The organism is Rhizobium sp. CG5, from assembly GCF_023701945.1.
Lineage (GTDB): Bacteria > Pseudomonadota > Alphaproteobacteria > Rhizobiales > Rhizobiaceae > Allorhizobium.
Map to the genome: position 1 here is coordinate 663125 of NZ_JABAEF010000001.1, position 24713 is coordinate 687837.

23 protein-coding genes are annotated in these 24713 nt (G+C 64.5%); 9 read left to right on the forward strand and 14 right to left on the reverse strand.

The genetic code is table 11. The features are described from left to right. Positions 1-33: 33 nt before the first annotated feature. Both HGO38_RS03220 and HGO38_RS03225 read right to left on the reverse strand, forming a co-directional pair. Entirely contained in the window at positions 34-1158 is a 1125-nt protein-coding gene (locus tag HGO38_RS03220; RefSeq protein WP_250954467.1) for a methyltransferase, read from the reverse strand. 89 nt (positions 1159-1247) lie between these two features. Further along, positions 1248-2117 (reverse strand): polyprenyl synthetase family protein, encoded by an 870-nt coding sequence (locus tag HGO38_RS03225; RefSeq protein ID WP_250954468.1) that lies wholly within the window; start codon positions 2115-2117, stop codon positions 1248-1250. 105 nt (positions 2118-2222) lie between these two features. On the opposite strand from HGO38_RS03225, the gene crtD reads away from it, so the two are divergent. Further along, entirely contained in the window at positions 2223-3797 is a 1575-nt protein-coding gene (crtD, locus tag HGO38_RS03230; protein ID WP_250954469.1) for a 1-hydroxycarotenoid 3,4-desaturase CrtD, read from the forward strand. Further along, complete coding sequence (locus tag HGO38_RS03235; RefSeq protein ID WP_250954470.1) at positions 3794-4654, forward strand: carotenoid 1,2-hydratase family protein; 861 nt, start codon at positions 3794-3796, stop codon at positions 4652-4654. Before crtD ends, HGO38_RS03235 begins: the two co-directional genes overlap by 4 nt. Here HGO38_RS03235 and HGO38_RS03240 read toward each other — a convergent pair. The 6 genes from HGO38_RS03240 to bchI are packed head-to-tail and all read right to left on the reverse strand — an operon-like array spanning position 4651 to position 11351. Further along, a complete protein-coding gene (locus HGO38_RS03240) occupies positions 4651-4803 on the reverse strand; it encodes a hypothetical protein (protein ID WP_250954471.1) in 153 nt (50 codons plus the stop codon). The two genes, HGO38_RS03235 and HGO38_RS03240, sit on opposite strands and share 4 nt — an antisense overlap. Next, positions 4796-5986: a phytoene/squalene synthase family protein gene (locus HGO38_RS03245; RefSeq protein WP_250954472.1), complete on the reverse strand. Its 1191-nt coding sequence runs from the start codon at positions 5984-5986 to the stop codon at positions 4796-4798. Before HGO38_RS03245 ends, HGO38_RS03240 begins: the two co-directional genes overlap by 8 nt. Continuing rightward, positions 5983-7545 carry a phytoene desaturase gene (locus HGO38_RS03250; RefSeq protein ID WP_250954473.1) on the reverse strand — a complete coding sequence of 521 codons (1563 nt, stop codon included), beginning with the start codon at positions 7543-7545 and terminating at the stop codon, positions 5983-5985. Before HGO38_RS03250 ends, HGO38_RS03245 begins: the two co-directional genes overlap by 4 nt. Beyond that, on the reverse strand, positions 7542-8450 hold the full coding sequence (bchO, locus tag HGO38_RS03255) for an alpha/beta fold hydrolase BchO (RefSeq protein ID WP_250954517.1): 909 nt from the start codon (positions 8448-8450) through the stop codon (positions 7542-7544). The genes HGO38_RS03250 and bchO overlap by 4 nt, the downstream gene beginning before the upstream one ends. Then, complete coding sequence (locus tag HGO38_RS03260; RefSeq protein ID WP_250954474.1) at positions 8450-10324, reverse strand: VWA domain-containing protein; 1875 nt, start codon at positions 10322-10324, stop codon at positions 8450-8452. Before HGO38_RS03260 ends, bchO begins: the two co-directional genes overlap by 1 nt. Next, positions 10317-11351: a magnesium chelatase ATPase subunit I gene (gene bchI / locus HGO38_RS03265; protein WP_250954475.1), complete on the reverse strand. Its 1035-nt coding sequence runs from the start codon at positions 11349-11351 to the stop codon at positions 10317-10319. Before bchI ends, HGO38_RS03260 begins: the two co-directional genes overlap by 8 nt. A gap of 91 nt (positions 11352-11442) precedes the next feature. Between bchI and HGO38_RS03270 the strand changes: the two genes are divergently transcribed. Continuing rightward, positions 11443-11745, forward strand: coding sequence for a GHMP family kinase ATP-binding protein (locus tag HGO38_RS03270; protein ID WP_250954476.1), 303 nt, complete (start codon positions 11443-11445; stop codon positions 11743-11745). Positions 11746-11778: 33 nt separating this feature from the next. Here the strand turns inward: HGO38_RS03270 and HGO38_RS03275 are convergent, their stop codons facing one another. Then, a complete protein-coding gene (locus tag HGO38_RS03275; protein WP_250954477.1) occupies positions 11779-12453 on the reverse strand; it encodes an RraA family protein in 675 nt (224 codons plus the stop codon). Between the two features lie 43 nt (positions 12454-12496). Beyond that, a complete protein-coding gene (locus HGO38_RS03280) occupies positions 12497-13513 on the reverse strand; it encodes a hydroxyacid dehydrogenase (protein ID WP_250954478.1) in 1017 nt (338 codons plus the stop codon). A 132-nt stretch (positions 13514-13645) separates the two neighbouring features. On the opposite strand from HGO38_RS03280, the gene HGO38_RS03285 reads away from it, so the two are divergent. The 5 genes from HGO38_RS03285 to HGO38_RS03305 are packed head-to-tail and all read left to right on the forward strand — an operon-like array spanning position 13646 to position 18604. Next, positions 13646-14341: an IclR family transcriptional regulator gene (locus HGO38_RS03285; protein WP_250954479.1), complete on the forward strand. Its 696-nt coding sequence runs from the start codon at positions 13646-13648 to the stop codon at positions 14339-14341. A 49-nt stretch (positions 14342-14390) separates the two neighbouring features. Beyond that, positions 14391-15350, forward strand: a complete 960-nt coding sequence (locus HGO38_RS03290) for a tripartite tricarboxylate transporter substrate binding protein (protein ID WP_250954480.1) — start codon at positions 14391-14393, stop codon at positions 15348-15350. Then, on the forward strand, positions 15347-15805 hold the full coding sequence (locus HGO38_RS03295; RefSeq protein WP_250954481.1) for a tripartite tricarboxylate transporter TctB family protein: 459 nt from the start codon (positions 15347-15349) through the stop codon (positions 15803-15805). The genes HGO38_RS03290 and HGO38_RS03295 overlap by 4 nt, the downstream gene beginning before the upstream one ends. Positions 15806-15833: 28 nt before the next feature. Beyond that, entirely contained in the window at positions 15834-17342 is a 1509-nt protein-coding gene (locus HGO38_RS03300; RefSeq protein WP_250954482.1) for a tripartite tricarboxylate transporter permease, read from the forward strand. 53 nt (positions 17343-17395) lie between these two features. Continuing rightward, positions 17396-18604: an alpha-hydroxy acid oxidase gene (locus tag HGO38_RS03305; RefSeq protein ID WP_250954518.1), complete on the forward strand. Its 1209-nt coding sequence runs from the start codon at positions 17396-17398 to the stop codon at positions 18602-18604. A gap of 233 nt (positions 18605-18837) precedes the next feature. Here HGO38_RS03305 and HGO38_RS03310 read toward each other — a convergent pair whose 3' ends face one another. Continuing rightward, on the reverse strand, positions 18838-21210 hold the full coding sequence (locus tag HGO38_RS03310) for a hypothetical protein (protein ID WP_250954483.1): 2373 nt from the start codon (positions 21208-21210) through the stop codon (positions 18838-18840). 269 nt (positions 21211-21479) lie between these two features. After that, entirely contained in the window at positions 21480-21872 is a 393-nt protein-coding gene (locus HGO38_RS03315) for a hypothetical protein (protein ID WP_250954484.1), read from the reverse strand. A 120-nt stretch (positions 21873-21992) separates the two neighbouring features. Between HGO38_RS03315 and dusA the strand changes: the two genes are divergently transcribed. Further along, positions 21993-23048: a tRNA dihydrouridine(20/20a) synthase DusA gene (gene dusA, locus HGO38_RS03320; protein WP_352230454.1), complete on the forward strand. Its 1056-nt coding sequence runs from the start codon at positions 21993-21995 to the stop codon at positions 23046-23048. A gap of 166 nt (positions 23049-23214) precedes the next feature. Here the strand turns inward: dusA and HGO38_RS03325 are convergent, their stop codons facing one another. Next, the gene (locus HGO38_RS03325) at positions 23215-23427 is read right to left on the reverse strand and encodes a cold-shock protein (RefSeq protein ID WP_168476273.1); all 213 of its coding nucleotides are present in this window, start codon (positions 23425-23427) and stop codon (positions 23215-23217) included. A 299-nt stretch (positions 23428-23726) separates the two neighbouring features. Beyond that, the gene (locus HGO38_RS03330) at positions 23727-24170 is read right to left on the reverse strand and encodes a hypothetical protein (RefSeq protein ID WP_250954485.1); all 444 of its coding nucleotides are present in this window, start codon (positions 24168-24170) and stop codon (positions 23727-23729) included. Between the last annotated feature and the right edge of the window lie 543 nt (positions 24171-24713).

Genomic DNA, 24713 nt, shown 5'->3' on the forward strand with positions numbered 1-24713 from the left:
TTACACTTTTCGACAGGCAAGCGTATGGGCCGGTCAGCGCAGGGCCGTGACCAGCGTCGCGATCAGCGGGTTGGGGGAGGGGACGCACCGGATCGCCGAGAAGCCGGCAGCAGCCAGAAGGGTCATGATGTCGCGGTCGCTGCGGCAGCGTCCGGCGCCGAGCGCCAGGAAGTAGATGCCGAAATAGGCAGCCCCCAGCCGGGCGCCTTCCGAGGGGCCGCTCATCGCCTCGGCCACCACCAGCCGGGTGCCCGGACGCAGCGAGTGATGCAGATTGGCGAGAATCACCGCGACGCGGGCGTCGTCGTGATCGCACAGAACCCGGATGAGCGTGACGCAATCGGCATCATCGGGGAGCCGGTCGCGGGAAAAATCGCCGCCATGGACGCGGGCGCGGCCGGCGAGCCCCAAGGTTTCGAGGTGGCTGGCGGCGCGCTGCGCCACAGCAGGCAGATCGAACAGCCGCAACTGGAGATCGGGATGGGCGAAGGCGGCGGCCGCGAGAAACGCGCCTTCGCCGCCGCCGACGTCGAGCAGCACCCGCACCCGGCCGAAATCATGGCTGGCCAGAATGCAGTCTGCCATCATCGCCTGGCTGTCGCGCATCAGGATGGAATAGTCCGCAACCTCCTCGGCTGCCAGTCCGTCCGGGCGGGGTTCGCGCACATAGGCCCAGTAGCGCCGCAGTTCGGTGTCTGTCTTCAGCCCGCGCAGCAGCGGTTCGGGCTCCATCAGGTCGCGGTAGAGCATGTCGTGATGGCGGATCATGCCGGATAGGCCGCGATCGGTCGCCAGGATGACGCCGGCATCATTCAGCACCCACAGATCCGGCGCGTGCTCGATCAGCAGCCTCAGATCGGCATTGGCCCTGAGCAGCACCCGCATCCGCTCTGGCGGCATGCCAAGGTGCGTTGCAAGCTGGCCTGTCGAGAGCGGGCCATCCGCCAGAATCTCGTAGAGCCCGAGCCGCACGCCGGCCAGCAGCACCTGCGAGAAGATGAAGCCGCCGGTCAGGCGAAACAGCGCATTCGCCTTGCCATTGGCGACGCGGCGCAGCAATGGAATGCGGGCGATCATGGCCCGAAACGCCGGCGACGCCAGCAGGCGGTTGCGCCACAGCCGGACCCGCAGGGCCAATGGCGGCGCGGTCGACGTCATGAACGGCCCCGCATCGCGATCGCTCGGGAGCCGAATTTTCGTCGAGGCACGCTCCTCCTGTCGGGTCCGGCTGGACATGCCACAGGGCTCTAGGCGGCGCTGGCGGCAAGCTGCTTGGGCATCAGCCGCGTCGCCTCGTTGCGGATCATGGCGCGGAACGCGTCCTGGCCGGCGCAATCGGGCACGCTGTCGGCGGCTTTGTCGACCAGCAGGCGCAGTTGCCCGAGCGCGCCTTCGATGCCGATGGAAAGGACGATGTTGGGCTTGCCGTTGCGGGTGTCCTGGCCGGCCGGCTTGCCCATGCTGCCGGTTTTGCCAATCGCGTCATAGAGATCGTCGGCCACCTGGTAGGCGGAGCCGAGCGCGTCGGCGAGCACAAGCCAGTCCTGCGGATTGCCGCCCGATGCCAGCGCCCCGGTGGAAACCGCGCCGGCAAACAGCGAGGCGGTCTTGGCGCGGTGATACTGGTCGATATTGATTTCCGGTTCGCTTTCCCAGGCCTGGCCGGCGACAAGTCCGTAGGGCGAACCGACGGCCTTGGCGATGGTGGCGATCAGCGGCGCCGTCAGTCGCGGTGCATGCAGGGTTTCGCGCGCCACCGTCTCGAAAGCCGCGACGATCAGGCCGTCGCCCACCAGAAGCGCGACTTCCTCGCCGAACTCGGCATGGACGGAACTCTTGCCGCGGCGGGTGGCGGCATTGTCGAAACAGGGCATGTCGTCATGCACCAGCGAGGCGCAGTGGAGAAGCTCGATCGCCGTGGCGGCTGCGGTCGCCGCCTGCTGGTCCCGGTCGCCGCAGGCGGCGGCGACCGCCAGGCACAGGCGCGGCCTTATCCGGGCGCCCCCTGGAAAGACGGCGTGGCGCATGCCGCGCGCCAACAGGGGCGGGCAACCATTGGCGGTGGAGTACCGCAGGGCCAGCTGCATTCCGTTCTCGATGCGCTCGGACAAATCCATGATGCCATCCTCCTTGCACGGTTATGTCAATTTATGTTGACGAAAAAATGTGTAAATCTAAATTGACACAAGAATATCGAATGTCAATGTCGGGGAGGCCGCGGGATGGAAGAGACAGTGGCGATCGTCGGCGCCGGCATGGGCGGCCTGTCGGCCGCCATCGTGCTGGCCACATCAGGCTTTCGCGTCACGGTGATCGATGCGGCGGATGGCCCGGGCGGCAAGCTGCGCCAGGTGACGGCGGGCGGCCGGACCTTTGATGGCGGCCCGACCGTGCTGACGATGAAGTGGGTGTTCGACGCCCTGCTGTCGCGATGCGGCACCGCGCTTGGCGACGAAATCACGCTTAAGCGCTGCGATGTGATCGCCCGGCACTACTGGCAGGACGGCCAGCGCCTCGATCTTTTCGCCGATATCGCGGAAAGCCGGCGCGCGATCGCCGATTTCGCCGGCGCGGGGGAGGCCTTGGGCTTCCAGCGCTTCGCCGATGACAGTGCCCGGATCTACCGGCTGCTGGAGCGCAGCTTCATCGATGCGGCGCGCCCCAATCCGCTGTCGCTCTCGGCCCGCATCGGTCTGCACCGGCCATCCGCGCTTTTGGCGCTGAAGCCGTTCTCCTCCCTTTGGTCGGCGCTCGAAAGCTATTTCACCGACCCGCGGCTGCGGCAGCTGTTTGCCCGCTACGCCACCTATTGCGGCTCCTCGCCTTATCTCTCGCCGGCGACGCTGATGCTGGTGGCCCATGTCGAGCAGGCCGGCGTCTGGACCGTCGAGGGCGGCATGCATGCGCTGGCGCAGCGCCTGATGCAGATCGCCCAGGATTTCGGCGTCGAATTCCATTTTGGCGAACGGGTTTCAGCCATCGACAGGGATGGCTCAGCCAAGGCGGTGCGCGGCGTGACGACGGACCGGCAGCGCCATGTGCCGGCGCACTTTGTCATCTACAACGGCGACGCCGCAGCCCTGCCGGGGCTGATCGGGCAGGCGCGGCCGGCGCGCGGGGGCGCCTCCCAAAGGTCGCTGTCCGCCCTGGTCGCCTGCGGCCCGGCGCTTCCCGCCGGCGTGCCACTCAGCCATCACACGGTGTTTTTCTCGAATGACTATGCCGGCGAGTTCGACGCCATTTTTGGCCGCGGCCAGCCGCCGGCCGATCCGACCGTCTATGTCTGCGCGCAGGACCGACCGGCCGGGCACGACAACAGCGGCGGCGCCGATACCGGCCAGGCGGAACGCCTCTATTGCCTGATGAACATGCCCGCCAATGGCGACAGCCATGCCTATCCAGAAAGCGAGATCGACCGATGCCTGTCTTCGATGCAACGCCGCCTAGGCAAAAACGGATTGACCCTGCAACTCGACCGGACGGCTCTGTCGATCACAGCACCGGACCAGTTCAACCAGCTCTATCCGGGCACGGGCGGGGCGCTTTACGGCAGGGCATCCCACGGCTGGATGGCCTCCTTCCAGCGGCCGGCGGCGCCGGGGCCGCTGCAGGGGCTCTATTTGGCGGGGGGCAGCGTGCATCCGGGGCCGGGGGTGCCGATGGCAGCGCTGTCGGGCAAGATCGCAGCCGAGCGGCTGATGGCGGACAGGGTTTTGCACGGCCGGTCCCGCCCGGCGGCTATCACTGGTGGTATGCGGACGCGGTCAGCGACTGCGGACAGTTCGCCTTCACAGTGATCGCCTTCGTCGGCTCGGTCTTCTCGCCCTATTATCACTGGTCGGGCCGCGCCAGACCGGACGATCACGTCGCCTTCAATATCGCGCTCTATACGCCGCAGCGTAATTTCTGGGCGATGACCGAACGCGGCCAGGCAAGCCTCAGCCGCGATGCGCAGCGGCTTGCCATCGGCGACAGCGCCATAGAGCTGTGCGGCGAAACCCTGGTGATCCGCTTTGCCGAGACGGCGCTTCCCTGGCCGGGCCATAGCGCCTGGCCCAAGGCGATCTCCGGCACGATCGAGATCGCACCCGACACCAACTGCAGGGAGGTGTTTTCTCTCGACCACGAGGGGCATCACCTCTGGTCGCCGCGCATGCCGCGCGCCCGCGCCACGATTGCCTGTGCGGCGCTGCCCGGCGGCGGCTGGCAGGGGCGGGCCTATCACGACATGAATTTCGGCGATCGGCCGATCGAGCAGGATTTCATCGGCTGGGACTGGGCGCGCGGCAGCGACGGGGCAGAAGGCGATACCGTCATTTTCTACGACGCGAAGCTTCGGTCCGGGGAACGCCGGCGCCTCGCCCTGCGATCCGCCGGCGCGCAGGGCCTTGAGCCCATCGCCATGCCGCAGCGTCGGGCTCTGCCCAAGGCGTTCTGGGGCGTGCGGGGCGGCATCGCCTGCGATGCGCAGGAGCAACCGAAGATGGTGCGCCGGTTGGAGGATTCGCCCTTCTACACCCGCTCGCTGGTCGAGACCGTCCTGAACGGCAGGCCGCTTGCCATGGTGCATGAGACGCTGGACTGCAGGCGGCTGTCCAACCCGCTGGTGCGGCTGATGCTGCCGCTGCGCATGCCGCGACGGGTCACTGGCTAAGGGCTTTTGTCGCTGTCGGAAGCGGTCTTCGACGCATCCTTGTCCTTGCTGGCATATTTTTTGAGGTCGCGCATCTGCCAGACATAGAAGGCGATCGCCAGCCCGAAGACGAAAGCCGCCTCGATCAGCCCGAAATAAGTCTCAAGCAAGACGGGCCGCCTTCTGCCAGCGCTCCAGCCGGTGCGCCAGCCGATCTTCCCGGCTGCGCGCCTGCAGGGCGAGCATGATCGAGGCGGCGCGTTCCACGCCGGATATTCCGGGCAAAGGCTGCGGCGCCTGCAGTTTCTGCTGGGCGAAGGCCTCGGCGGCAGCCTGCACCAGATGCGCCACCGAGACATCCGCTGGTACGGCCTGTAACGACGGGCCCAGCGCCGACGGTAGGCGCACGACGCGCCTTGCCCGCAGCACCAGCGCCAGCTTGCGGGCAAGCGACGTGCTGGCGCGGCGCGACACGCTGTCATAGCCGTTGTCGGCAATACGGTGGCCGATCTCCTGATAGGTCAAGGCCGCCGTGCGGATCGCGTGGCGGCAATCGGCGGGCAGATGTTCGATGCCGGCATGGCCCAGCCGGTAGTGATGGTCGGCCTCGTCGAGAAGGCGTTTCACCACAAGCCCGAGCGCCGGGGAAAAGCGCGGCCTCCGCCGGAAGGCTCCGACATCGATTCCCGCCTCGTGCAGCCAGTCTTGCGGCAGGTAGAGCCGGCCGTTGCGCGCATCCTCCCCGACATCGCGGGCGATATTGGTGAGCTGCATGGCAAGCCCCAGATCGGCGGCCCGCGCCAGTGTCCAGGGGTCACCACAACCCATCACCAGCGACATCATCAGGCCGACGGTGGCCGCCACGCCGGCCGCATAATCCTTGACCTCGCCGATCGTGCGATAATGCCGATCCTCCATGTCCATGGCGAAACCATCCAGCAGCGCCATCGGAATGCCCTTGGGTACGGCATGGTCATGCACGATCCTTGCAAAGGCGCGGTCACAGGCATGGTCGGCCGGGGCGCCCTGGTAGATGAGGTCGAGCCGCTGGCGCAGGCGTTCCAGCGCATCGGGCCCGCGGCCCGTATCGTCGATCATGTCGTCGGAATGGCGGCAGAAGGCATAGAGCGCATGGGCGGCCTGGCGGGTTTTGCGCGGCAGCATCAGCGAGGCGATGTGGAAGGACTTCGAGCCCCGCTGGATCGATGCGGTGCAGGACTCAAGATCCGTGCCGTCGCCGGTAAAGCCGTAGTTCAGCTCTACCGAGCGCCGGACAAAGGGCCGCGCCAGACTGCGTTCATCCGGCCGGGCGGCGGGCAGGCGGGTGGCGACCGGTATCGCTGCGTTCGTCATGGGCTGGTCCTTGCTGCGTTGCGGGCCGTGATCGCGCTGACATCGGGCACCAGGTCGTTGACGATCCGCGCCGACGACAGAACGCCCGGCAGCCCGGCGCCGGGATGGGTGCCGGCCCCGCAGAGGAAGAGATTGTCGAGCTCCTCGCTGCGGTTGTGCGGCCGGAACCAGGCGCTTTGCAGGAGTTTTGGCTCCAGCGCGAAGGCGGCCCCCTGCCAGGATTGCAGGCGGTCGCGGAAATCAAGCGGTGTCGCGATCCGCGAACTGACCACATGGCGCCCAAGCCCCGGCAGAACAGTCTGTTCAAGACGCGCCTGTATGCGCTGGCGATAGGTCTCGGCCATGTCCTGCCAGTCGGTGGTGCCGCCCAGATTGGGCACCGGGCTCAGCACATAGAAAGCATCGCAGCCGTCTGGCGCCACGGTCGGATCGACCGCGCTTGGGCGGTGCAGGTAGAGGCTGAAATCGTCAGCCAGCCGCTGGCGGCGGAAGATATCGTCGAGCAGGCCGCGATAGCGCGGCCCAAACAGCATGGTGTGGTGATAGACGTCGTCGTAGCGCCTGTCGGTGCCAAAATACCAGACGAACAGGCCCATGGAATAGTCGCCGCGGGCAATCTTGGCATCGGTCCAGCGCCGGCGGGGATGGCATTTCAACAGCTTGCCATAGGTGGTTGCGGGATCGCCGTTGGAGACGACGATATCGGCCGCCACCACTTCGCCCGAGGTCAGCCGCACACCGGTCGCCTGGCGCTCCTCCGTCAGGATCGTCTCGACGCTTTCGCCAAGCCGGATCACCCCGCCATTGCGCGTCACCAGGCTCGCGATGCCCTTCACCAGCGCATTGGTGCCGCCCATCGCGTAATGCACGCCGTATCGGCTCTCCAGATGGGCGATCAGGCAATAGAAGGAGGTGGCGGAGAACGGATTGCCGCCGATCAACAGCGGATGGAAGGAGAAGATCGTGCGCAGCTTTTCATTGCGGAAATGGCGCGCCACCACCTGGTAGACCGAACGATAGCCGCCGAGCCGCACCAGGCCTGCCAGCGTGCGCGCGGTGAAGGCCAGACTGTGGAACGGCTGGTCGGCCAGTTGCTCGAAGGCGACCTCGTAGATGCGCCGGCTTTCCTCCATGAAACCGCGATAGCCGGCGACATCGGCAGGCTCGAAACGGGCCACTTCCGCTTCCATGTCAGCCCGGTCGCCGGAATAGTTGAACCAGGAGCCATCGTCGAAGCGGATCTTGTAGAACGGAGTACACGGCCGCAGCTCGACGTCGTCCTGCAGCCGGCCGCCGCAGTCGCGCCAGAGCTCCTCGAACAGCCACGGCGCGGTGATGATGGTCGGGCCGGCATCGAAGACGAAACCGTCCTGGCGGTGGGCATAGGCCCGCCCGCCCGGCGCGTCGAGCGGATCGAAGATCGTCACGCGGTAGCCCTGGGCGGCCAGCAGGGCGCCCGCGGAAAGTCCGCCGACACCGGCGCCGATCACCACCGCATGCGGCCGTGACGGATCGGGCGTTGCAGAGTCTGGCCTGAAAATACGTCCCGCGATATTCATGCGGCATCCGCTCCCTCTTGGCCGGGGATGGATACGGCATCCGCGATGATCCGGCAGACGAAACCCGCATCGCATTCGTGCAGCAAATGGCCGCCCCGGTCTGCGAGTGCCAGCCGCGCGCCCTTGATCAGCCGGGCGACATGTTCGGAATGCCGGACCGGCACCATCGGATCGTCCTTGGCGGCGATCAGCACGACGCTCGCCGAAAGGCTGCGCAGCAAGGCTTCAAAGCGCGTGAGGTCCCAGGCGGCCATCATGCCCAGCGCCCCGCGCACATGGCCGGATGAGGTGAGCAATCGGCGATAGAGCAGGGCGCCCGCCTCGTCGATCGGCGAGCCGGTGGACGTCAGGAGATTGCCGCCCAGCGGCGTTGTTCTGGTGAGCAGCGAGAACATCGAGGCCGAAAACGGGTTAGCAAACAGCAGCTTGGCCATGGGCGAAAACAGCCGGTCGCCCCGGATCGGCAGGAAAGCGCCATTGATGGCGATCACCGTGGGGGCTTTATCCCTGTCCATCGGCGCCGCGACCGAGAGCGCGATGGCGGCACCGGCCGAGTGGCCTATGATGGCAACCGGCTTCAGCGAAAGAACCGCGAGCAGATCGGTGACGGATCGGGTCATGCCCGCAAGCGACAGGTCGGCGCGGCCGCGCGGCCGGGTGAAACCGTGGCAGGGCAGGTCGACCGCAACCAGCCGGTAGCGGGTCGAAAGCTGCGGCAGCACATGGCGCCAGGAATGGCTCGACGCGCCGGTGCCGTGCAGGAAAAGCAGGGCAGGGGCATGCGCCGGCCCCATCGCCTGCACATGCCAGCGCAACCCGCCGGTCTCGACGAAACGGCTGGCGGAGCGATGCGGCCAGTCCCGGCCGTCCCTCTCCCAGTCCAGCCATGTCTCCCCGATCCCCATCACGACACCTTCTCCATGGAGGCGTTGACAAGGCCGGACAGGCGCGTCGAATCCGCCTGCCGCAGCACATGCAAGTCGGCACCCAACAGCCCGGCCAGCGCCGTCACCGCTTCGCGCGGGCGTCTTGCGATATCGATGCAGATGGTCGTCAGGCCATTGGCGCGGTAAAGCCTGGCAATATGTTCGGCCTGGCGGGAGGCCAGCGCCCGGTCGGCTGTGCCGTCGAGCGCGATATTGCCGCTGCCATCGGTCATGACGACGACGACAGGCGTATTGCCGCGGCGACGCACGGCAAGCGCCAGTTCCAGCCCCTTTTCCAGTCCCGATGCCAGCGGCGTCGGTCCGCCGCCCGGCAGCGCGGAAAGCTTGCGCTTGGCGGCAACCAGCGAGCGGGTCGGCGGCATCAGCAGCTCCGCCCCCTTGCCGCGGAAGGCAATCAGCGACACCTCGTCGCGCCGCACATAGCAGCGGGCGAGCAGCTGCTCGATGGCGCCCTTGGTTTCGCCGAGCCGCTCCAGCGCCGTGGAGCCGGAGGCATCGACGACGAATATGGCGGTCGAGGGTTTTTGGTGGCGAAGGCGCTGGTAGCGGAAGTCATCCTTGCGCATGAGCAGCCGGGCCGGCCGCTCACCGTTGCCATCCGTGGCGCCACCGACTGCGTGACCTTGCAGGCGCGCCCGGATCACCTGCCAGGGGGCTGCGGCGCGCAGGGTGGCGACAATATCTGGCCGTCCATCCGGAAAGGGGGCTCTGGCGCTTGTCGCATAGGCTCGGCCGCGCCGTGCATTCTTGGCCACAGTGCCCGCCTTGCCGGCCCGGCAGCCCGACCGGGCGGCCCGTTCGCTGACGGCCAGCGACAGCCCGTCGATCGATCCGCGTTCGACGGCGGCCAGCAATTCGCTGAGACTGTCCAGCGATGGGGACCCCGTTTCGCCATCTTTCTGGGGATCCGACGACGGGTCGCGGGTATCGGCGCCACTGGCCTCGGCGCCGTCGGTTTCAGGCGACGGCGGGGTTGGTTGCTGCTGGTCTTGCGGTTGGCCGCTGACCAGGCGGATGCCCAGGCACAGCCTCAGGGCCGTCAGGCCGTCTTCCGGAAGCACCACGGCCCGGCCGGCCATTGCGGCCAGGATGCGGCTCACCTTGACGAGATGCAGGACGGCACGCAGCGAGGCATGGCCGCCAGACGCGGCGATCGCAAAGAGTTGTTCCATCAGCCGGTCATCGATGCTCACCGTCCGCCAGGCATTGGCCGGCAGCGGCAGCGCCGGCGGCGCTTCGGATACGGTCTGCCAGGCGATGCCGTCGAGAGTAACATGCAGGCCAAGGCGATCCGACAGGGCGGACGGCAGCGTTTCCTCCGGCTCGGCGGCCTCATCCAGCGCAATCACCGAAAACGCGGCCGGCACCGCGCCGTCGCCACGCCCACCTGTAGCTATGCCTGTATCTGGGCGCGGTCGGCCGCGGCAAGTGTGCGTGTCCATCGCCTCGGCGATGATCGCGGCGGCGCCGGGCTCCAGCCGCTCGGCCATTGGGATCACCAGACTGCCGCCGTGGACAGCGGCGAGAATGCCCGGCTCCCAGACGATGCGGCCGCTGCTCGTGGTCCGGGCGATGTCCAGCCGGCCGCAGAGCGAGCCGGCAGTGGCGCCGGGCGCCAGGCGCAGAAAGGGGGCAGGGGCGGGCAGGATGGCGCGCAGATGCTCGAGGAACCGGTCGCGGATGCCGCCGGCGCGCGCCGTCAGCCACAACCCGCCGATATCGGGCCCGCCGATCGCCAGCACCTGCGCGGCAACCAGGGCATCGCGCCAGCGCGCCTCGCCATGGCGAAGCATGGCCTCAAGCAGGCCGTCGTCAGCGCCCACATTATGCATGGCCATATCCCGTTTCGAACGCCGCCAGGGCCCGCTCGATGCGCGGCGTGCTGCCGGCATCGTCCAGCGGATCGCGGCGCAGCCGATGGCACAGCACCATCGGCGCGATCGTCTCGATATCGGCCCAGCTAACGGCCAGCCGGCCCTCAAGGGCTGCGGCGGCGCGGCCGGCGCGCATCAGGGTGAGTTCGCCGCGCATGCCGTCGATGCCGAGCCGCATGCACAGTTGCGACATGCGCGACAGGATCAGGTCGGGGATCTCCACCTGCCGCAGGATCTTGCGCGCCGAAACCACCTGGTTGCGCAACGCCGCCTCGCCTCTGGCCCAGGCGGCGGCAAAGCCGGCCGGATCGCTTTCATAGGCGTCGCGGCGGCGGATCACATCGATGCGCATCTGCAACTCGTTGATGGTGCGCACCTCGACCGACAGGCCGAAGCGATCCAGCAATTGGGGTCTCAGATCCCCTTCTTCCGGATTGCCGCTGCCAACCAGCACGAAGCGGGCGGCATGGCGGATGCTCAGGCCCTCGCGCTCCACCACATTGACGCCCGACGCGGCGGCATCGAGCAGGAGATCGACGAGATGGTCCTCCAGCAGATTGATCTCGTCGATATAGAGAAAGCCGCGATGGGCGGCCGCCAGCAGGCCGGGCTCGAAGGCCTTCTCCCCGGCAACCAGCGCCTTTTCGATGTCCAGCGCGCCGCAGACCCGGTCTTCCGTGGCACCCAGCGGCAGGTCCACCATCGGCGTGCGGATCTTGATGGCCGCAGGCCTTTCAGCACCCTGCGTCTGGCAGCGCAGGCAGGCCTCCTGCGGCTCTGCCGGCAGGCAATTATAGCGACAGCCCTGGCGCGTCTCGATTTTCGGCAGGAGTTCGGCGAGCGCCCGCACGGCGGTCGATTTGCCGGTGCCGCGGTCGCCAAAGATCAGCACGCCACCCAGCAACGGCTCCACCGCCGCCATCAGCAGCGCCTTCTTCATATCCTCCTGGCCGACAATGGCCGCGAATGGAAACGGCAATGCCATGGACCGCCCTCCTCATGAGTGTCAATTTATATTGACACTTTCTGAGTGGCTTTTGAAGAGGGTGGTTGACACTTTCTTGATGGAGCGCGCGTTGGGCTGTGGTTACGGATCGTCGACGGCCGATGTCGTGGCGAGGATCGACGCCATTGCCGCGGCGGCCCACGCGCAGATCAACCGGACGACTCTGCGCAGCCTTGCCGTCGTCGCCGAGACCGCGACAGAGGCGATCGCCTTTGGCGGGCAGACTGTGCGGTTTGCCCATCGCGAGGGAAGGGTGCTCGACTATCTGCCCGGCGATGATCCGCCGCCAAGGCTATCTGCCGAAGCGCCGGTTCGGCGACCTTGTTCGGTTGGCGCAGACCGGCGGCGGCCCTGGCGTGCAGGTCGCGCATAGCGGCAACCGCCCATGGCCGCGCATGCACGCTCTTCAAGCTTCAATTGTACAACCCAGTCGGGCAAGGGTGGCGTCAACCCAGGCTCGGTCATTCTGACCCAGCTTGATGTTCTCCATCTGTTTGGTCTCAGCCGCGTGTTTCTTCGAGGCCGCGACGAAGACCTCCTCGACGAATTCGGCCGGCACGGACAGCAGGCCGTCGGGATCGCCGCAGACGAGGTCGCCGGGGTTGATCACCATGCCGTTGATGGCGATCGGCACGTTGACCTCGCCCGGTCCGTCCTTGTAGGGGCCGCGATGGGTCACGCCGGCCGCAAAGACCGGAAACGAACCGGCCAGAATCTCGGCGCTGTCGCGGATGGCACCAAAGATCACGATGCCGCCGAGCCCGCGTTGCTCCGCGTGCGCGACCATCAATTCGCCGATAATCGCATTGGTCAGGTCGCCGCCAGCATCGACCACCACGATGTCGCCCGGTTCTGCAATGTCGAGTGCCTTGTGGACCATCAGGTTGTCGCCAGGCCGGGCCTTGACGGTGATTGCGGGGCCGACCATCCGCCCGCCGGTGTAAAACGGCCGCAAGGGCGCGCCACCTGCCGTCATGCGCGACATGACGTCGCTCAGATTGGCGACCGGAAGGTCCGCGAATTTTGTAATCCATTCTTTCGCGACCGTTTCCTGGCGCTTGCAGACTTTGAAACCGAGCATGGTTATTTTCCTCCGTTGATGGGTATTGTGTGCGTATCGGCCGTCAGGCCAGGTCCGTGTTGGCCAGCGCGCGGCGATCGAATGTCTGGCCCGTCAGCACATCGACAATGTGCTGGGCGCTTTGAACCGCCATGTTTCTGAGAGCTGATCGGCTCGCGCCGCCGACATGCGGGGTGGCGATCAGGTTCGGCAGGCTCCACAAGGGGTGATCGGCCCGCGGCGGCTCTTCCTCGAAACTGTCGAGGGCAGCACCTGCGATTGTTTCGCTCTGCAATGCTTCGAAAAGTGCTGCCTCATCGACCACTGCGCCACGCGACGTGTTGACCAGGAAGGCCGTGGGTTTCATCTGGCGGAGACGTTCGGCGTTGATCAGGTGATGCGTTTCAGGGGTCAGCGGGCAATGCAGGCTGACGATGTCGCTGCTGGACAGGACCTCGTTGAGATCGCCGGTTACACGCGTTCCGTCGCCGTCCGAAGCGAAAGGGTCATAGGCCAGCGTTTCCATGCCGATGCCCTGGGCCAGCTTGGCGGTGCGCCGTCCGATTTCGCCAAAGCCGACAATGCCGAGACGGGCGCCTGCAATGTCTCGACCGACATATTTGGTTTTCGGCCAATTGCCGCCCTTGACCGCGGTATTCAGCAGGTCGATGTCTTTCATCGCCGTCAGCGCAAGCGTCAAGGCGAGTTCGGCAACCGACTGGGCATTGGCGCCAAGCGCCCGCAAGACCGGTATGCAATGGGCTGTCGCCGCGCCCAGATCGATGTTGTCGACGCCGCTTCCATGCTTGGCGATGACGCGCAGCCGGGGCGACGCAGAAATGACCCTCTCGGTGATCTGGCCCTGGCGCACGAGGATGGCATCGACTTGATGATCGGCGGCGAGCTGAGCAAGTTTTTCCGAGCCGCTGTATCCGTCGGCGTAAATGACCTTGATCGAGAATCGCTCCAGCAATTCGCCCGCTTCGGCTGCCAATTCGGCACCCGTCACCAGCACTGACGATGATGCGCCGTGCTGCCTATTGCGCTGAGTCGCCTTCGACAATTCGCTGATATCACTCATTAAAACCTCCCGGTTCACGCGTTCGCTGCGGAGCAGGTCCGCCACGGTTGACGAATGCCTATTATCGGGTATTGTACTAAATGAAAAGACGTTGTACCTAGTACAACAGTTCTTTTCACGGGAGGTTACCAAGTGCCAGGAAATTCATCAGGTGTTGTCGCGGTCGAACGGGCTGTTTCGCTGCTCGAAGCCTTCAGTGAGCTTGATTACTCGCTGACGCTGGGAGAGCTTGCGCGCCGGACCGTGCTCGACAAGTCGACCGCGCTTCGCATCGCCCGGTCGCTGGCCAAATCATCCATGCTCATTCGCAACGATGACGGCAGCTGGCGCCTGGGGCCCAAGCTCGTCCGGCTCGGCGCGCTCTACCAATCGACATTCAAGACGTCTGCCGTCGTCGAACCCCTTTTGGCCGAAATCAGCGATGCCAGCGGCGAGAGCGCCGCTATCTATGTGAAAGAAGGAGACACCCGGGTCTGCCTTCACAGGCACGATTCGAGCCAGTCCATCCGCCACACCGCGCGTATCGGCGACACCTTGCCGCTGGATCGCGGCGCCCCCGGCCGCGTCATCCTGGCCTTCTCAGGTGTGACCGGCGCGATCTATGACGAGATACGCCAGCGCGGGTTCTACGCGACCCAGGGTGAGCGCGATCCTCAGGTGGCAAGCATTGCTGTCCCGGTCTTTCGGGATGGGCGCAAGCTGTTCGGCTCTATGGCTTTGACCGGCCCGACGCCGCGCTTCACCGATGAGGCAATCGCAAAGAATCTTCAGATACTTCAGATGGCTGCGCGAAAGCTCAGTGCGGCCATGGGAGGAGACCCGGTTTAGTTTTTGGCGGGGGCCGGGCCCGCACATCGTTCCAGGGAGGAACCTACGCATGCGAACTCTGAAAATTGCCGCGCTGTCGGCTGGTACGATCCTGGCGGCATTTGGCTCTGCGCACGCGGAATGGCCGAATGATCGCCCGATCCAGATGATTGTTGCATTCGCACCTGGCGGCAGCACCGATGTGATGGCGCGGGCCATGGAGCCCTTTCTCGAAAAGGAACTGGGCGCCGATATCGTGATCGAAAACCGTCCCGGCGCGTCCGGCGAGATTGCCTACACGGCACTGGCCAAGGCCAAGCCCGATGGCTACACCTTCTCCTACATCAACACGCCGGGTTTCCTGTCGATGCAGGTGCAGCGCAAGCTCGGCTACGATCCGAAAACCATCAAGCCGATCGCTCGCATCGTTGATGACCCGGCGGCAATCGTTGTGCCGCAAGGCTCGGAAATCAAGACGATCGCCGACTTTGTCGCCGCGGCCAAGGCCAATCCGGGTGCGGTGTCTTTCGGCTCATCGGGCGTCGGCACCGACGATCACCTGGCGATGATCATTCTCGGCGCGGAAACCGGCACCAAGATCACCCACATCCCGTTCAACGGCGCAGGCGAAACCCGCACGGCTATTCTGGGGTCGCAAGTCACGGGCGGCGGTCTGAACATCAGCGAGTTTGCCGGCAACGACACCTCCGGCCTGCGGATGATCGTCAGCTTCGGCTCCGAGCGTTCGCCGCAGCTTCCCGATGTCCCGACGGCAATCGAATCCGGCTTCAATGTCGAAATGACGTCAGAACGCGGTATCGCAGCGCCGCTTGAAGTGCCGGCGGAGATCTCCGACAAGATGTCGGCGGCGATCAAGGCGACACTCGACAATCCTGCATTCCAGGAGCAGGCCAAGAAGCTGGCGCTTCCGCTTGCCTATCTGAGCGGCCCTGACTGGGACAAGGCAATGCCGGCGCGCCTCGACCGCTTCCAGAAGATCTGGAACGAAACGCCTTGGGTGCAGCAATGATATCGGGCGGCGAAAAACAGCGGGACTTGCCGGATATTCTGGCGGGCGGCTTGTTGATCGCGTTGGGAGCGCTCGGCCTTTGGGCCGGGCGTGACCTGACCTTCGGCTCCCCTGCCATGATGGGAGCGGGCTTTTTGCCCAATTCCCTCTGCGTCATCATGATGGCGATCGGTAGTTTCGTATTGTTCAAGGGCCTGTCCAAACCGCGCGAAAATTTCGAGACGGTCAATGTGCGCCCGCTGGTGATCCTCGTGATTGCAATTTCGGGCTTTGCTTTTACCGCCGAGAGCTTTGGCTTCATCGTCGCGTCGGTCTGGTTGCTGGTCATCGGCAGTCTTGCCGATTCCGAATCGAGATGGCGCGAAGTTTTGATCTCGACTGCGGTGCTGGCGTCCCTCGGTGCGCTGCTCTTTGTCTATGGCCTCGGCGTTCAGATGCCTATCTCGCCGTTCTGACTGCTTTCCGTTTTGATCGGACAAAATCATGGCTTTTCTTGATGTACTTGTGCTCGGCTTTTCGGAAGCGCTGACGCCGACAAATCTTCTCTTCTGTTTCATCGGCGCACTGCTGGGAACGCTGATCGGTGTGTTGCCCGGCATCGGTCCGACGGCAACGGTCGCAATTCTCCTTCCCGTGACCTTCTTCCTGCCGCCGCTCGGTGCGCTGATCATGTTGGCGGGCATCTTCTATGGTGCCCAGTATGGCGGCTCGACGACGGCCATTCTCGTCAATCTGCCGGGTGAAGCGTCTGCGGTCGTCACGGCGATCGACGGCTATCAAATGGCGCGGCAAGGGCGAGCCGGCGCTGCACTGGCCATCGCAGCCCTCGGGTCATTCTTCGCAGGCACGGTCGCGACCATTGCCCTGGCGATCGCAGGTCCGACCCTTTCGTCCTTCGCGCTGTCCTTTGGACCGGCGGAATATGTATCTCTGTGTATCTTCGGCCTGTTGGCTGCGACCATTCTCGCCCATGGATCGGTGATCAAGGCAATCGGCATGGTCTGCCTCGGCCTTGTTCTCGGCATGGTGGGCATTGATGTGAACAGCGGTTCGGCCCGCCTGACTTTCGGGTCGACCGATCTCTACGACGGTATCGAATTCGTCGTGATCGCGGTCGGACTGTTTGGCGTGGCGGAGATTGCCACCAACCTGGAATCGACCGAAACACGCGGCGTGCTGCAGAGCAAGATCGGACGTCTTTGGCCGACACGCGACGAATTCCGGCAGAGTTGGGGGGCCATCCTGCGCGGAACGGCCGTTGGAACCATCCTTGGCGTCCTTCCGGGCGGCGGGGCGACGCTGAGCGCGTTCAGCGCCTATTCGGTGGAAAAGAAGGTCTCCAAGACGCCCGAGAAGTTCGGACATGGTGCGATTGCAGGCGTCGCCGGCCCGGAAGCCGCCAACAACGCCGGCGCACAATCATCGTTCATTCCGCTTCTGACGCTGGGCATCCCGTCGAACTCGATCATGGCGATGATGCTGGGCGCGATGACCATCCATGGCATTACGCCCGGCCCATCTGTCATCCAGAACCAGCCCGAACTGTTCTGGGGACTGGTCGCCTCGATGTGGCTCGGCAATGCGATGCTGCTGATCATCAACCTGCCGCTGATCGGCTTGTGGGTCAAGCTGCTGAGCATTCCCTACCGGTTGATGTATCCGGCGATCCTGCTGTTCTGCTGCGTCGGTGTCTACAGCGTCAGCAATCGCGGTTTCGACGTGGCGCTCGTCATCATCTTCGGTATCCTCGGATACATCCTGCGCAAGGCGAAGTGCGAACCGGGACCGCTTCTGCTCGGCTTTGTCCTGGGACCGCTGTTGGAAACCAACCTGCGCCGGGCCATGCTTCTGTCGCAGGGGGACTGGTCGGTCTTCGTCACGCATCCGATCAGCGCGGTCCTGCTGGCCATTACCGCCCTGATGCTGATAACCCTGATCCTGCCGTCGATCCGCAAGGGACGCAAAGAGGCTTTTGAGGCCAGCGAAGACTAATCATAGGGGGACGCCGGCTACCGCGTCCCCTCGAACTCCGGGAGGGATTGATGGTGACGGCGGGCAAAGGCAATGGCGCGAGACCGAGCCGCAGACTTCGTGGCGTCCTGTCCCTGGATGATTTCGAAGCGCAGGCGCGACGCCACCTGCCAAAGCCGCTGTTCGGCTATATCGCCGGCGCCACCGAGACCAATGCCTCTCTACGGGGCAACCGGGAGGCCTTCCAAGGCTATGGTTTCAAGCCGCGGGTTTTGACCAATGTGTCACAACGCAGCACCGAGACGGTGCTGTTTGGCGAAACCTATGCCGCGCCCTTCGGGATCGCGCCGATGGGAATAAGCGCCCTGATGGCCTACCGCGGCGATCTGGTGCTGGCGAAGGCAGCCGACGAGGCCCGAATTCCGATGATCATGTCCGGCTCCTCTCTGATCCGCCTTGAGGAGGTCGCCGACATTGCGCCGCGGAGCTGGTTTCAAGCGTATCTGCCCGGTGAAAACGATCGTATCGACGCTCTGGTTGACCGCGTCGCTGCGGCAGGGTTCAAAACGCTGTTGCTGACGGTTGATACCGCGACACTTGCCAATCGCGAGAACAATGTCAGGGCAGGGTTCTCGACGCCGCTCCGGCCCAGTCTGTCTCTCCTATGGCAGGGCATATCGCACCCGACATGGAGCGTCGGAACCTTTGCCAGAACGCTGCTGCAACACGGCATTCCGCATTTCGAGAATTCCTATGCCACCCGCGGCGCGCCCATAATTTCCTCGACCGTGACCCGGGATTTCGGAAAGCGGGATCACCTCGATTGGAGCCATTTGGCGCGGATCAGGGAGCGTTGGACAGGAAGCTTGGTGATCAAGGGCGTGATGCACGAGGACGACGCGGAAATTGCCGTGCGTTACGGAGCGGACGGGATCATTGTTTCCAATCATGGTGGGCGCCAGTTGGACGGAACCATTTCGCCGCTCAGAGCGCTGCCCGCCATCGTTGATCGCGTTGCCGGACAGGCAGTCGTGATGCTCGACGGTGGCGTTCGACGGGGAACGGATATCATCAAGGCATTGGCGCTTGGCGCGAAATTTGTCTTTGTCGGGCGCCCATTCCTCTATGCCGCGGCCGTCGGCGGAGAGGCAGGGGTTGCCAGAGCCGCGGAAATCTTGAAGGACGAACTACGTCGCAACATGGCTCTCTTGGGCGTCCTTAGACCGGACGAGATCCCGGCGGATCTGATTGTCGACACTCGGCGTGGAAACTCGATTGACTAGAATCGGCAACCTGTTGCCTCAAGTTCCCGCCCAGCTTAACCGCCCCGAAGTACTGGCCATTGGACCAGCAGGCCTCCACTACGGAACGCGCCTTTCAAGGCGACGATTGCCCTGATCGATCAGTCTTCCTCCAGAAGTCGAACAACGCTCTGCTGAATAGCCCCAAGTTTCTTAGACCCTGCCTTTCCGTGCCGCACCAGCCCTTCGATCGTCGGCCCTCATGGCCCCCACGATCAGCCACAGCTCTCCTTCGACGCGCAGACGACTCCGGTTTGGTATGCTTTGGCGCTTTTGCACTTGTCGAGTTGCTGCATGACCGTCAGCACATCCCCAAGCTTGATCGCTCGCGTCAAACCGACGAACATGCCCGAGCCGTCGCCGATCTCGGTGAACGCGGCGTCGTAGACGAGGATGCGTGCGCCCGGCACGGCCGACGTCACCGTCACGAAGTTTTGGCCGACCAGAGGCGTTGCGATCGCCGGCGCGTCGAGTTTCTCGCAACTACCGGCCCGTGGAATATCGATCTTCGTCGCATCGCAGAGTTCTGACGTGATGACGAACTGGTCGCCGGGGACGATGGTGCGACCAAGGGCGGTGGCGACATCCACTTCCGGGTTCCAGGTGACCGCTGTCGAGAAGGTGTTGAGGTTCCCTGCCGAACTTTCGGCGACGGTGGTCAGTGCCCCTTCGGCGAGGTTCGACACATGCACCAGGGGTTGTCCGGCGATCGGTGTCTTCATCGCCGGCACCGGCATAGGCGACGGTGGAGAGACCGCTGTCTCGGAGCTTGATTCCGCACTCTTGTCGGAGCACATCGCCTGCTGCGCCGTGTATTTGTCGTTGAGGATGAACGGACGGATGGCCGGCGGCAGATTGCTCCAGTCGCCGCCCGTCGAATAGGTCGCCGGGGAGCCGCCATTGGTGAAAACCGTGACCTGCGCACCGCGCACATGACGGACCGCGATGGTGTTGCCGCACTCATAGATCTTGGTCGGGTCGATGACCGGCGCCGGCAGGCCCGAAGGGTAGGCGACGGTGTGGTCGATGACGGTCTGCGGCGGGAAGGAAGGAGCCGAGACGACGCCGTCCTTGTCCTGCACCGCCGTTACCTGGTCGCCGGCCACAAGCGGAGAGACATTGACGATCGTCTTGCTCGGCGTCGTCACCACGACGGCCGGCTGGGGATTGCCATTGACCGAGACGGTGAGCTTGGCGCCGTAGATGCCGCCGGCCACCTCGACCATATCGACACAGGCATAGAGCGGCCCGAGCACCAGCGGCGGAGACACGTTCTGGGGGTCATCCTTGGCCTCCGGCACCGGCACCTCACCCCCCGGCGGGGTCTTTTGACCGCAGAAAGCGAACATCGCCTGGACATGTTTGTCGTAGGAACTGCCGGGGCCTGGCATCGTGTCGCCGATCGCCTTCTTCACGATCGTGCTGCAATAGTTCGATTCCCCGCCTGCCCAGGCATTGAGGGCGAGAATGTCCGGGAAGCGTCCCGCATCGCCCTGCATATGGCAGGAAAGGCAGGAACCATCGCTGACCGGCGGCAGTTCGTTGATCGGCACCATGCCGAGCAGCGAGAACGGACCCGGATTCTGCGGCCAGGACGGCTTGATCAGCGGCGTGTAGAAATTGACCGCGTGATTGTCCGGCCGCATGTCGAGCGGGCTGCCCGGGTGGACGACATAGGGGTTCTCGCCGGCATGGCAATCGGTGCAGACACCGTTGAACAGATCGGCGCCGCCGAGGAAATCGGTGATCGGCATCTTGTCGCCGACCGGCACGTTGGCAGCGTCGAAGAAGCAGGCATTGCTGCTCGTCCTGCCGAGACAGATGATGCCGAGCGCGCTGATGTTCGATCCGTCGACGCGCGGCAGCGCGACGCACAATCCCTCGGGCGAGGAACTGTCCCAGCGCCAGACCTGGGCCGGGTTGCCGAAGCCGAGAAAGTTGGTGGTCAGGTCACCGACATGCTTCCACCCCGACGTGCCCCAGTCCGGCGGGATCGGCACCTCGGCCTTGCGACATTCGGCGATATATTCCTTCCCGGACGCCGTCGTGGCCTTGGACAACATGCCAAGACCCTCGGCGATGTCGCGGATTTTGAAGGGCAGGCTGGTGCGGGCATCAACTTCCTTGCGGTAGCGCTCGATGCCGAGCAGGCCCTCGTACCACTGACGGCGCAGAACATGGTTGCGGACCTCAAGCTGGGCCTGCTTGGGGCCGTCCACGGTATTCGTCAGGAATTCCAGAAGGAGAAATTTCTGGACCATGTCGTCATCGGCAAATGCCTCGACGACCTTGCGACGATGATCGTCCAGTTCGGCCTGCACCCTGCGATCGGCCGACGCGGAGAACTGCTCGATATAGAGCTCGAGCGTCTTGCGCATGAATTCCGGCGTCACCGCGATCGCCTCGCCGCGGCTATCGAAGAGCTTGCCATAGGCCGCGAAGGCGATGGGATCTGAACGATCGGCCGACCGCTGACCGGGATCGACCTGGCGAGCCGGCGCAGGAGTGGTCTGGCCGTTTGCCGCACCGGACGACACGGTCGCGGCAGCCATGAAAAGATAAAAGACATGCCGGCAGAAGCGATTCATTCTAGCCTCCTGACACTCTAGCCTCCTGACAATCGGGCCGCCGGACAGGCGGCAACCGACTTATGGACTGCGCATTACTATGCACGGCGCATGACACAGACTAAGAGCGGTGCGAAATCGGGCGACGACGTTAACAGGGACCACGAATTCCGGTCGGCACAGTCCTGACACGCTTCAACGAACTCAGACGACTGCGGCGATTTCCTGCATCAATGACGCAAAGGAATGCTGAACTATGGTTGTATATAAGATCACAAAGCGCACGATATTCAAGCATAAATTGCATTATCAGATCGTATTTTAGGAAGATTGATATCGGCATGTTTCTGTAGCTTCGCCGATGGCGTTTTAATGTCGGGCTGCATCAGCGTTGCAATCGTTAAAGCAAATGCCGACATCATCGCCCAAACTGCCGCCTTTGGCCTCTCCTCGGTGTGGGGGTCGATGACCGTGGCCAATGTCGTCGGATCATCGTTTTGGAATTGGCGACTGCCCCTGGTTTGGCGCGTGCCGCACGCGTTTTTTTTCATCCAGGCTGCAGCCGCCGGACGTCTGTCAAACCGGTCGGTCTCATGATAAGTCACGCCATCCTGCATGACCTGCACCCGCACCCGGTAGGCGACGCTGCCATCCCTGGGCTTGCGCGCGCTCATGCTGCCCATGACCGCTTGCCCATTTGGTCCACGGATATTGGGGGCGATCAGTGGACCAAAGCCACTGTTGGAAATCGGCGGAAACAGCGCAGAACGAGCGTAAATGAGACGATGAAGAAAGTGCCGTAAGTGTCTGTAAAAGAACAATATGCCAAATATTTCAAGGCTCCCGTCTTCGCCGTTGCGCCGATGATCGACTGGACCGACAGGCATTGCCGGTATTTTCACCGGCAGCTGACGGGCCATGCGCTGCTTTATACGGAGATGATCGTTGCCGAGGCGATCATTCGGGGCAATCGCGAGCGGTTGCTGGGCTTCAATGCGGCGGAGCATCCTGTCGCGTTGCAGCTGGGTGGATCGGAGCCGGCCAGGCTTGCCGAGGCGGTGCGGATTGCCTCCGACTATGGCTATGACGAGATCAACCTCAATGTCGGCTGCCCGTCGGACCGGGTGCAGGCCGGCACGTTCGGGGCCTGTCTGATGCGCGAGCCGGAGACGGTGGCGGACTGCGTCGCGGCGATGAAGGCGGTCTCCAGCGTGCCGGTGACGGTCAAGTGCCGGATCGGCGTCGACGACCAGGAGCCCGAGACCGTGCTGCCGGATTTCATCGCCCGCATGGCAGAGGCCGGCGCCGATGCGGTGTGGATCCATGCGCGAAAAGCCTGGCTGCAGGGCCTGTCGCCGAAGGAGAACCGCGATATCCCGCCGCTCGACTATGCCCTGGTGCACGCCATGAAACAGCAGAACCCCACCCTGTTTCTCGGCATCAATGGCGGCATCGACACGCTCGAAGCGGCTGTAAAACACCTCGACATCATGGACGGGGTGATGCTCGGCCGGGCCGCCTATCATAATGCCACGCTTCTGACCGGGGTGGATGAAAAAATCTATGACGCGGCGGGCACGGCGCCCGACTGGGCGGCGATCCGCGATGCGATGATGGCCTATGCCGAGCGGCATATCGCGTCCGGCGGGCGGCTGGTGCATGTGACGCGGCACATGGTCGGGCTGTTCCAGGGCTTTGCCGGGGCGCGGCGCTATCGGCAGATCCTGTCGTCGCAGGCGACCGGCCCCGACGCCGGGCCGCAGGTGATTGCCGATGCCTTTGCGGCGGTCGATATTGCCGGCGGGCCGAAGGTTTTGGCGGGCGACGCCCTGGCAGGGGATCGTCTGGCGGCCGGTTGATGACCGTCGCGGCAAGCCTGCCGATCGGGCCTGTCCGAAGCAGCGATGCGCCACAAAAAACGGCGCCTCCGGGGAGACGCCGCTCTGTTCTGTCATCCTGGCCGCCGATCATCGCTTACGAAGCGCAGAGCCGGCGGCAAAAGCCCGCAAAACGGGCCGGCCGGGATTAGTCGGCGCGGATGTTGACGGCCTTGGGGCCCTTGCCCATGCGATCCGGCTCGGTGTCGAAGGTGACCTGCTGGCCGTCCTTCAGGGTCTGCAGGCCGGCAGCCTGGAGAGCCGAGATGTGCACGAAGACATCCTTGGCGCCGCCGTCCGGCGTGATGAAGCCAAAGCCCTTGTCCTGGTTGAAGAATTTTACGACGCCTTTGGTGGCCATGGGAGAAGTCCTTTTCCCTATAATCTACAATGGTTTCCCGCACCCGGAGCCCGGAAGAGGGACGGTTGAGCCTTTCCAGGGGAAAAGCCAGTCGAGAGGTCGAGATAACGGGAATGAACGTCTACCATCGGGAGAAGGCCCCCAGTACCGCGTCACGCGGTGCGCACAATCGGTTCAGTCTCCGGGATCGAAAAACCCGAACGGCGGTATTCCTACAGCAAAAACCGCCCTGCGGCAAGAGCCAAAACAGGGGGCAGTTCAACCCTAGGCTTAACACCCGCCTTGAATCCCTTAAGCTTTTAGGGGTTTTCGGCGTGTCTTTGCGGGATCGGCGGCGCCGGCGAAGGGCGAGCGCAACCGAGCGCCGCGAGGTGCGGCCGCAGCCTCCGGCGGTTTTCCGGCTGCAGGGCGAAATAGCGCAGCATGATCTCCTCGGCGGCCGCCATCAATTCGCGGTGCGCGTCATCCCGCGGCACCGGGCGGGGCAGCTCGCCGGTGATGCGCAGTTCGGCCCTGGCGGTCTCCTCAAAGAGCTGGAGGACCAGGGCCTGCTCTTCGGGCAGCAGAAGCCGCCAGCAGCGCGGCACGCTGCCGCCGGCAACGTCGCGCTCAAGGCAGCGCCCAGCCCGCGCGCAGGCGCGCCGGAGGCAACAGAGGCGCGGCACAACCAGCATTTCGAGGGTGAGGATCAGGATCTGCCTGGAGATTTCTACCGGGTCTTCGCTGCCGACAATTTTGGTCATCGGGCGGCCTTTCATTTCTGGCGTTTCGGGGCGGGCAAACGGCGGGCACGGTTTTGTGATCCCGCGACCGCTTCGGCCCGTGGTTTTGAAACAAGGTTCGGACGAGGTGCCGGAAGCTGCCTCTGGAAATGGAGTTTAGGGTGACACCTTCCGGCACCCGTTCGGCGGTTTATGCGCCGCGACTTCGGTCTCTCTGCAGCGATGGGGGCACCGGTTGCGGATCCGGGCCGGCGCCGCTTTCGCGGCGGCAACCCTTCAGCTGGAGCCCTTGTCGACTTCGGACGGGCAAGACCCCGGCGAAACCGTTTTCCCCATCACTCTCCCACGCCGCACAGGCGCACCCGGCGCGCGATTGCGGTCTGCAGCGATCGGGATCGGTCCGACATCCCGATTGCCGCCCGCCTCGCCAGGGGGAGACCATGTTCCGCGGACCCCGGCGGGCCGGACCTGCGATAGCCCGAACCCTCCAGCGCCGATCCCACCTCGCCGGGCACGCACACCCGGTGTATCCGAAGGGGGACGGGGATGAGTATGGCACGGGGG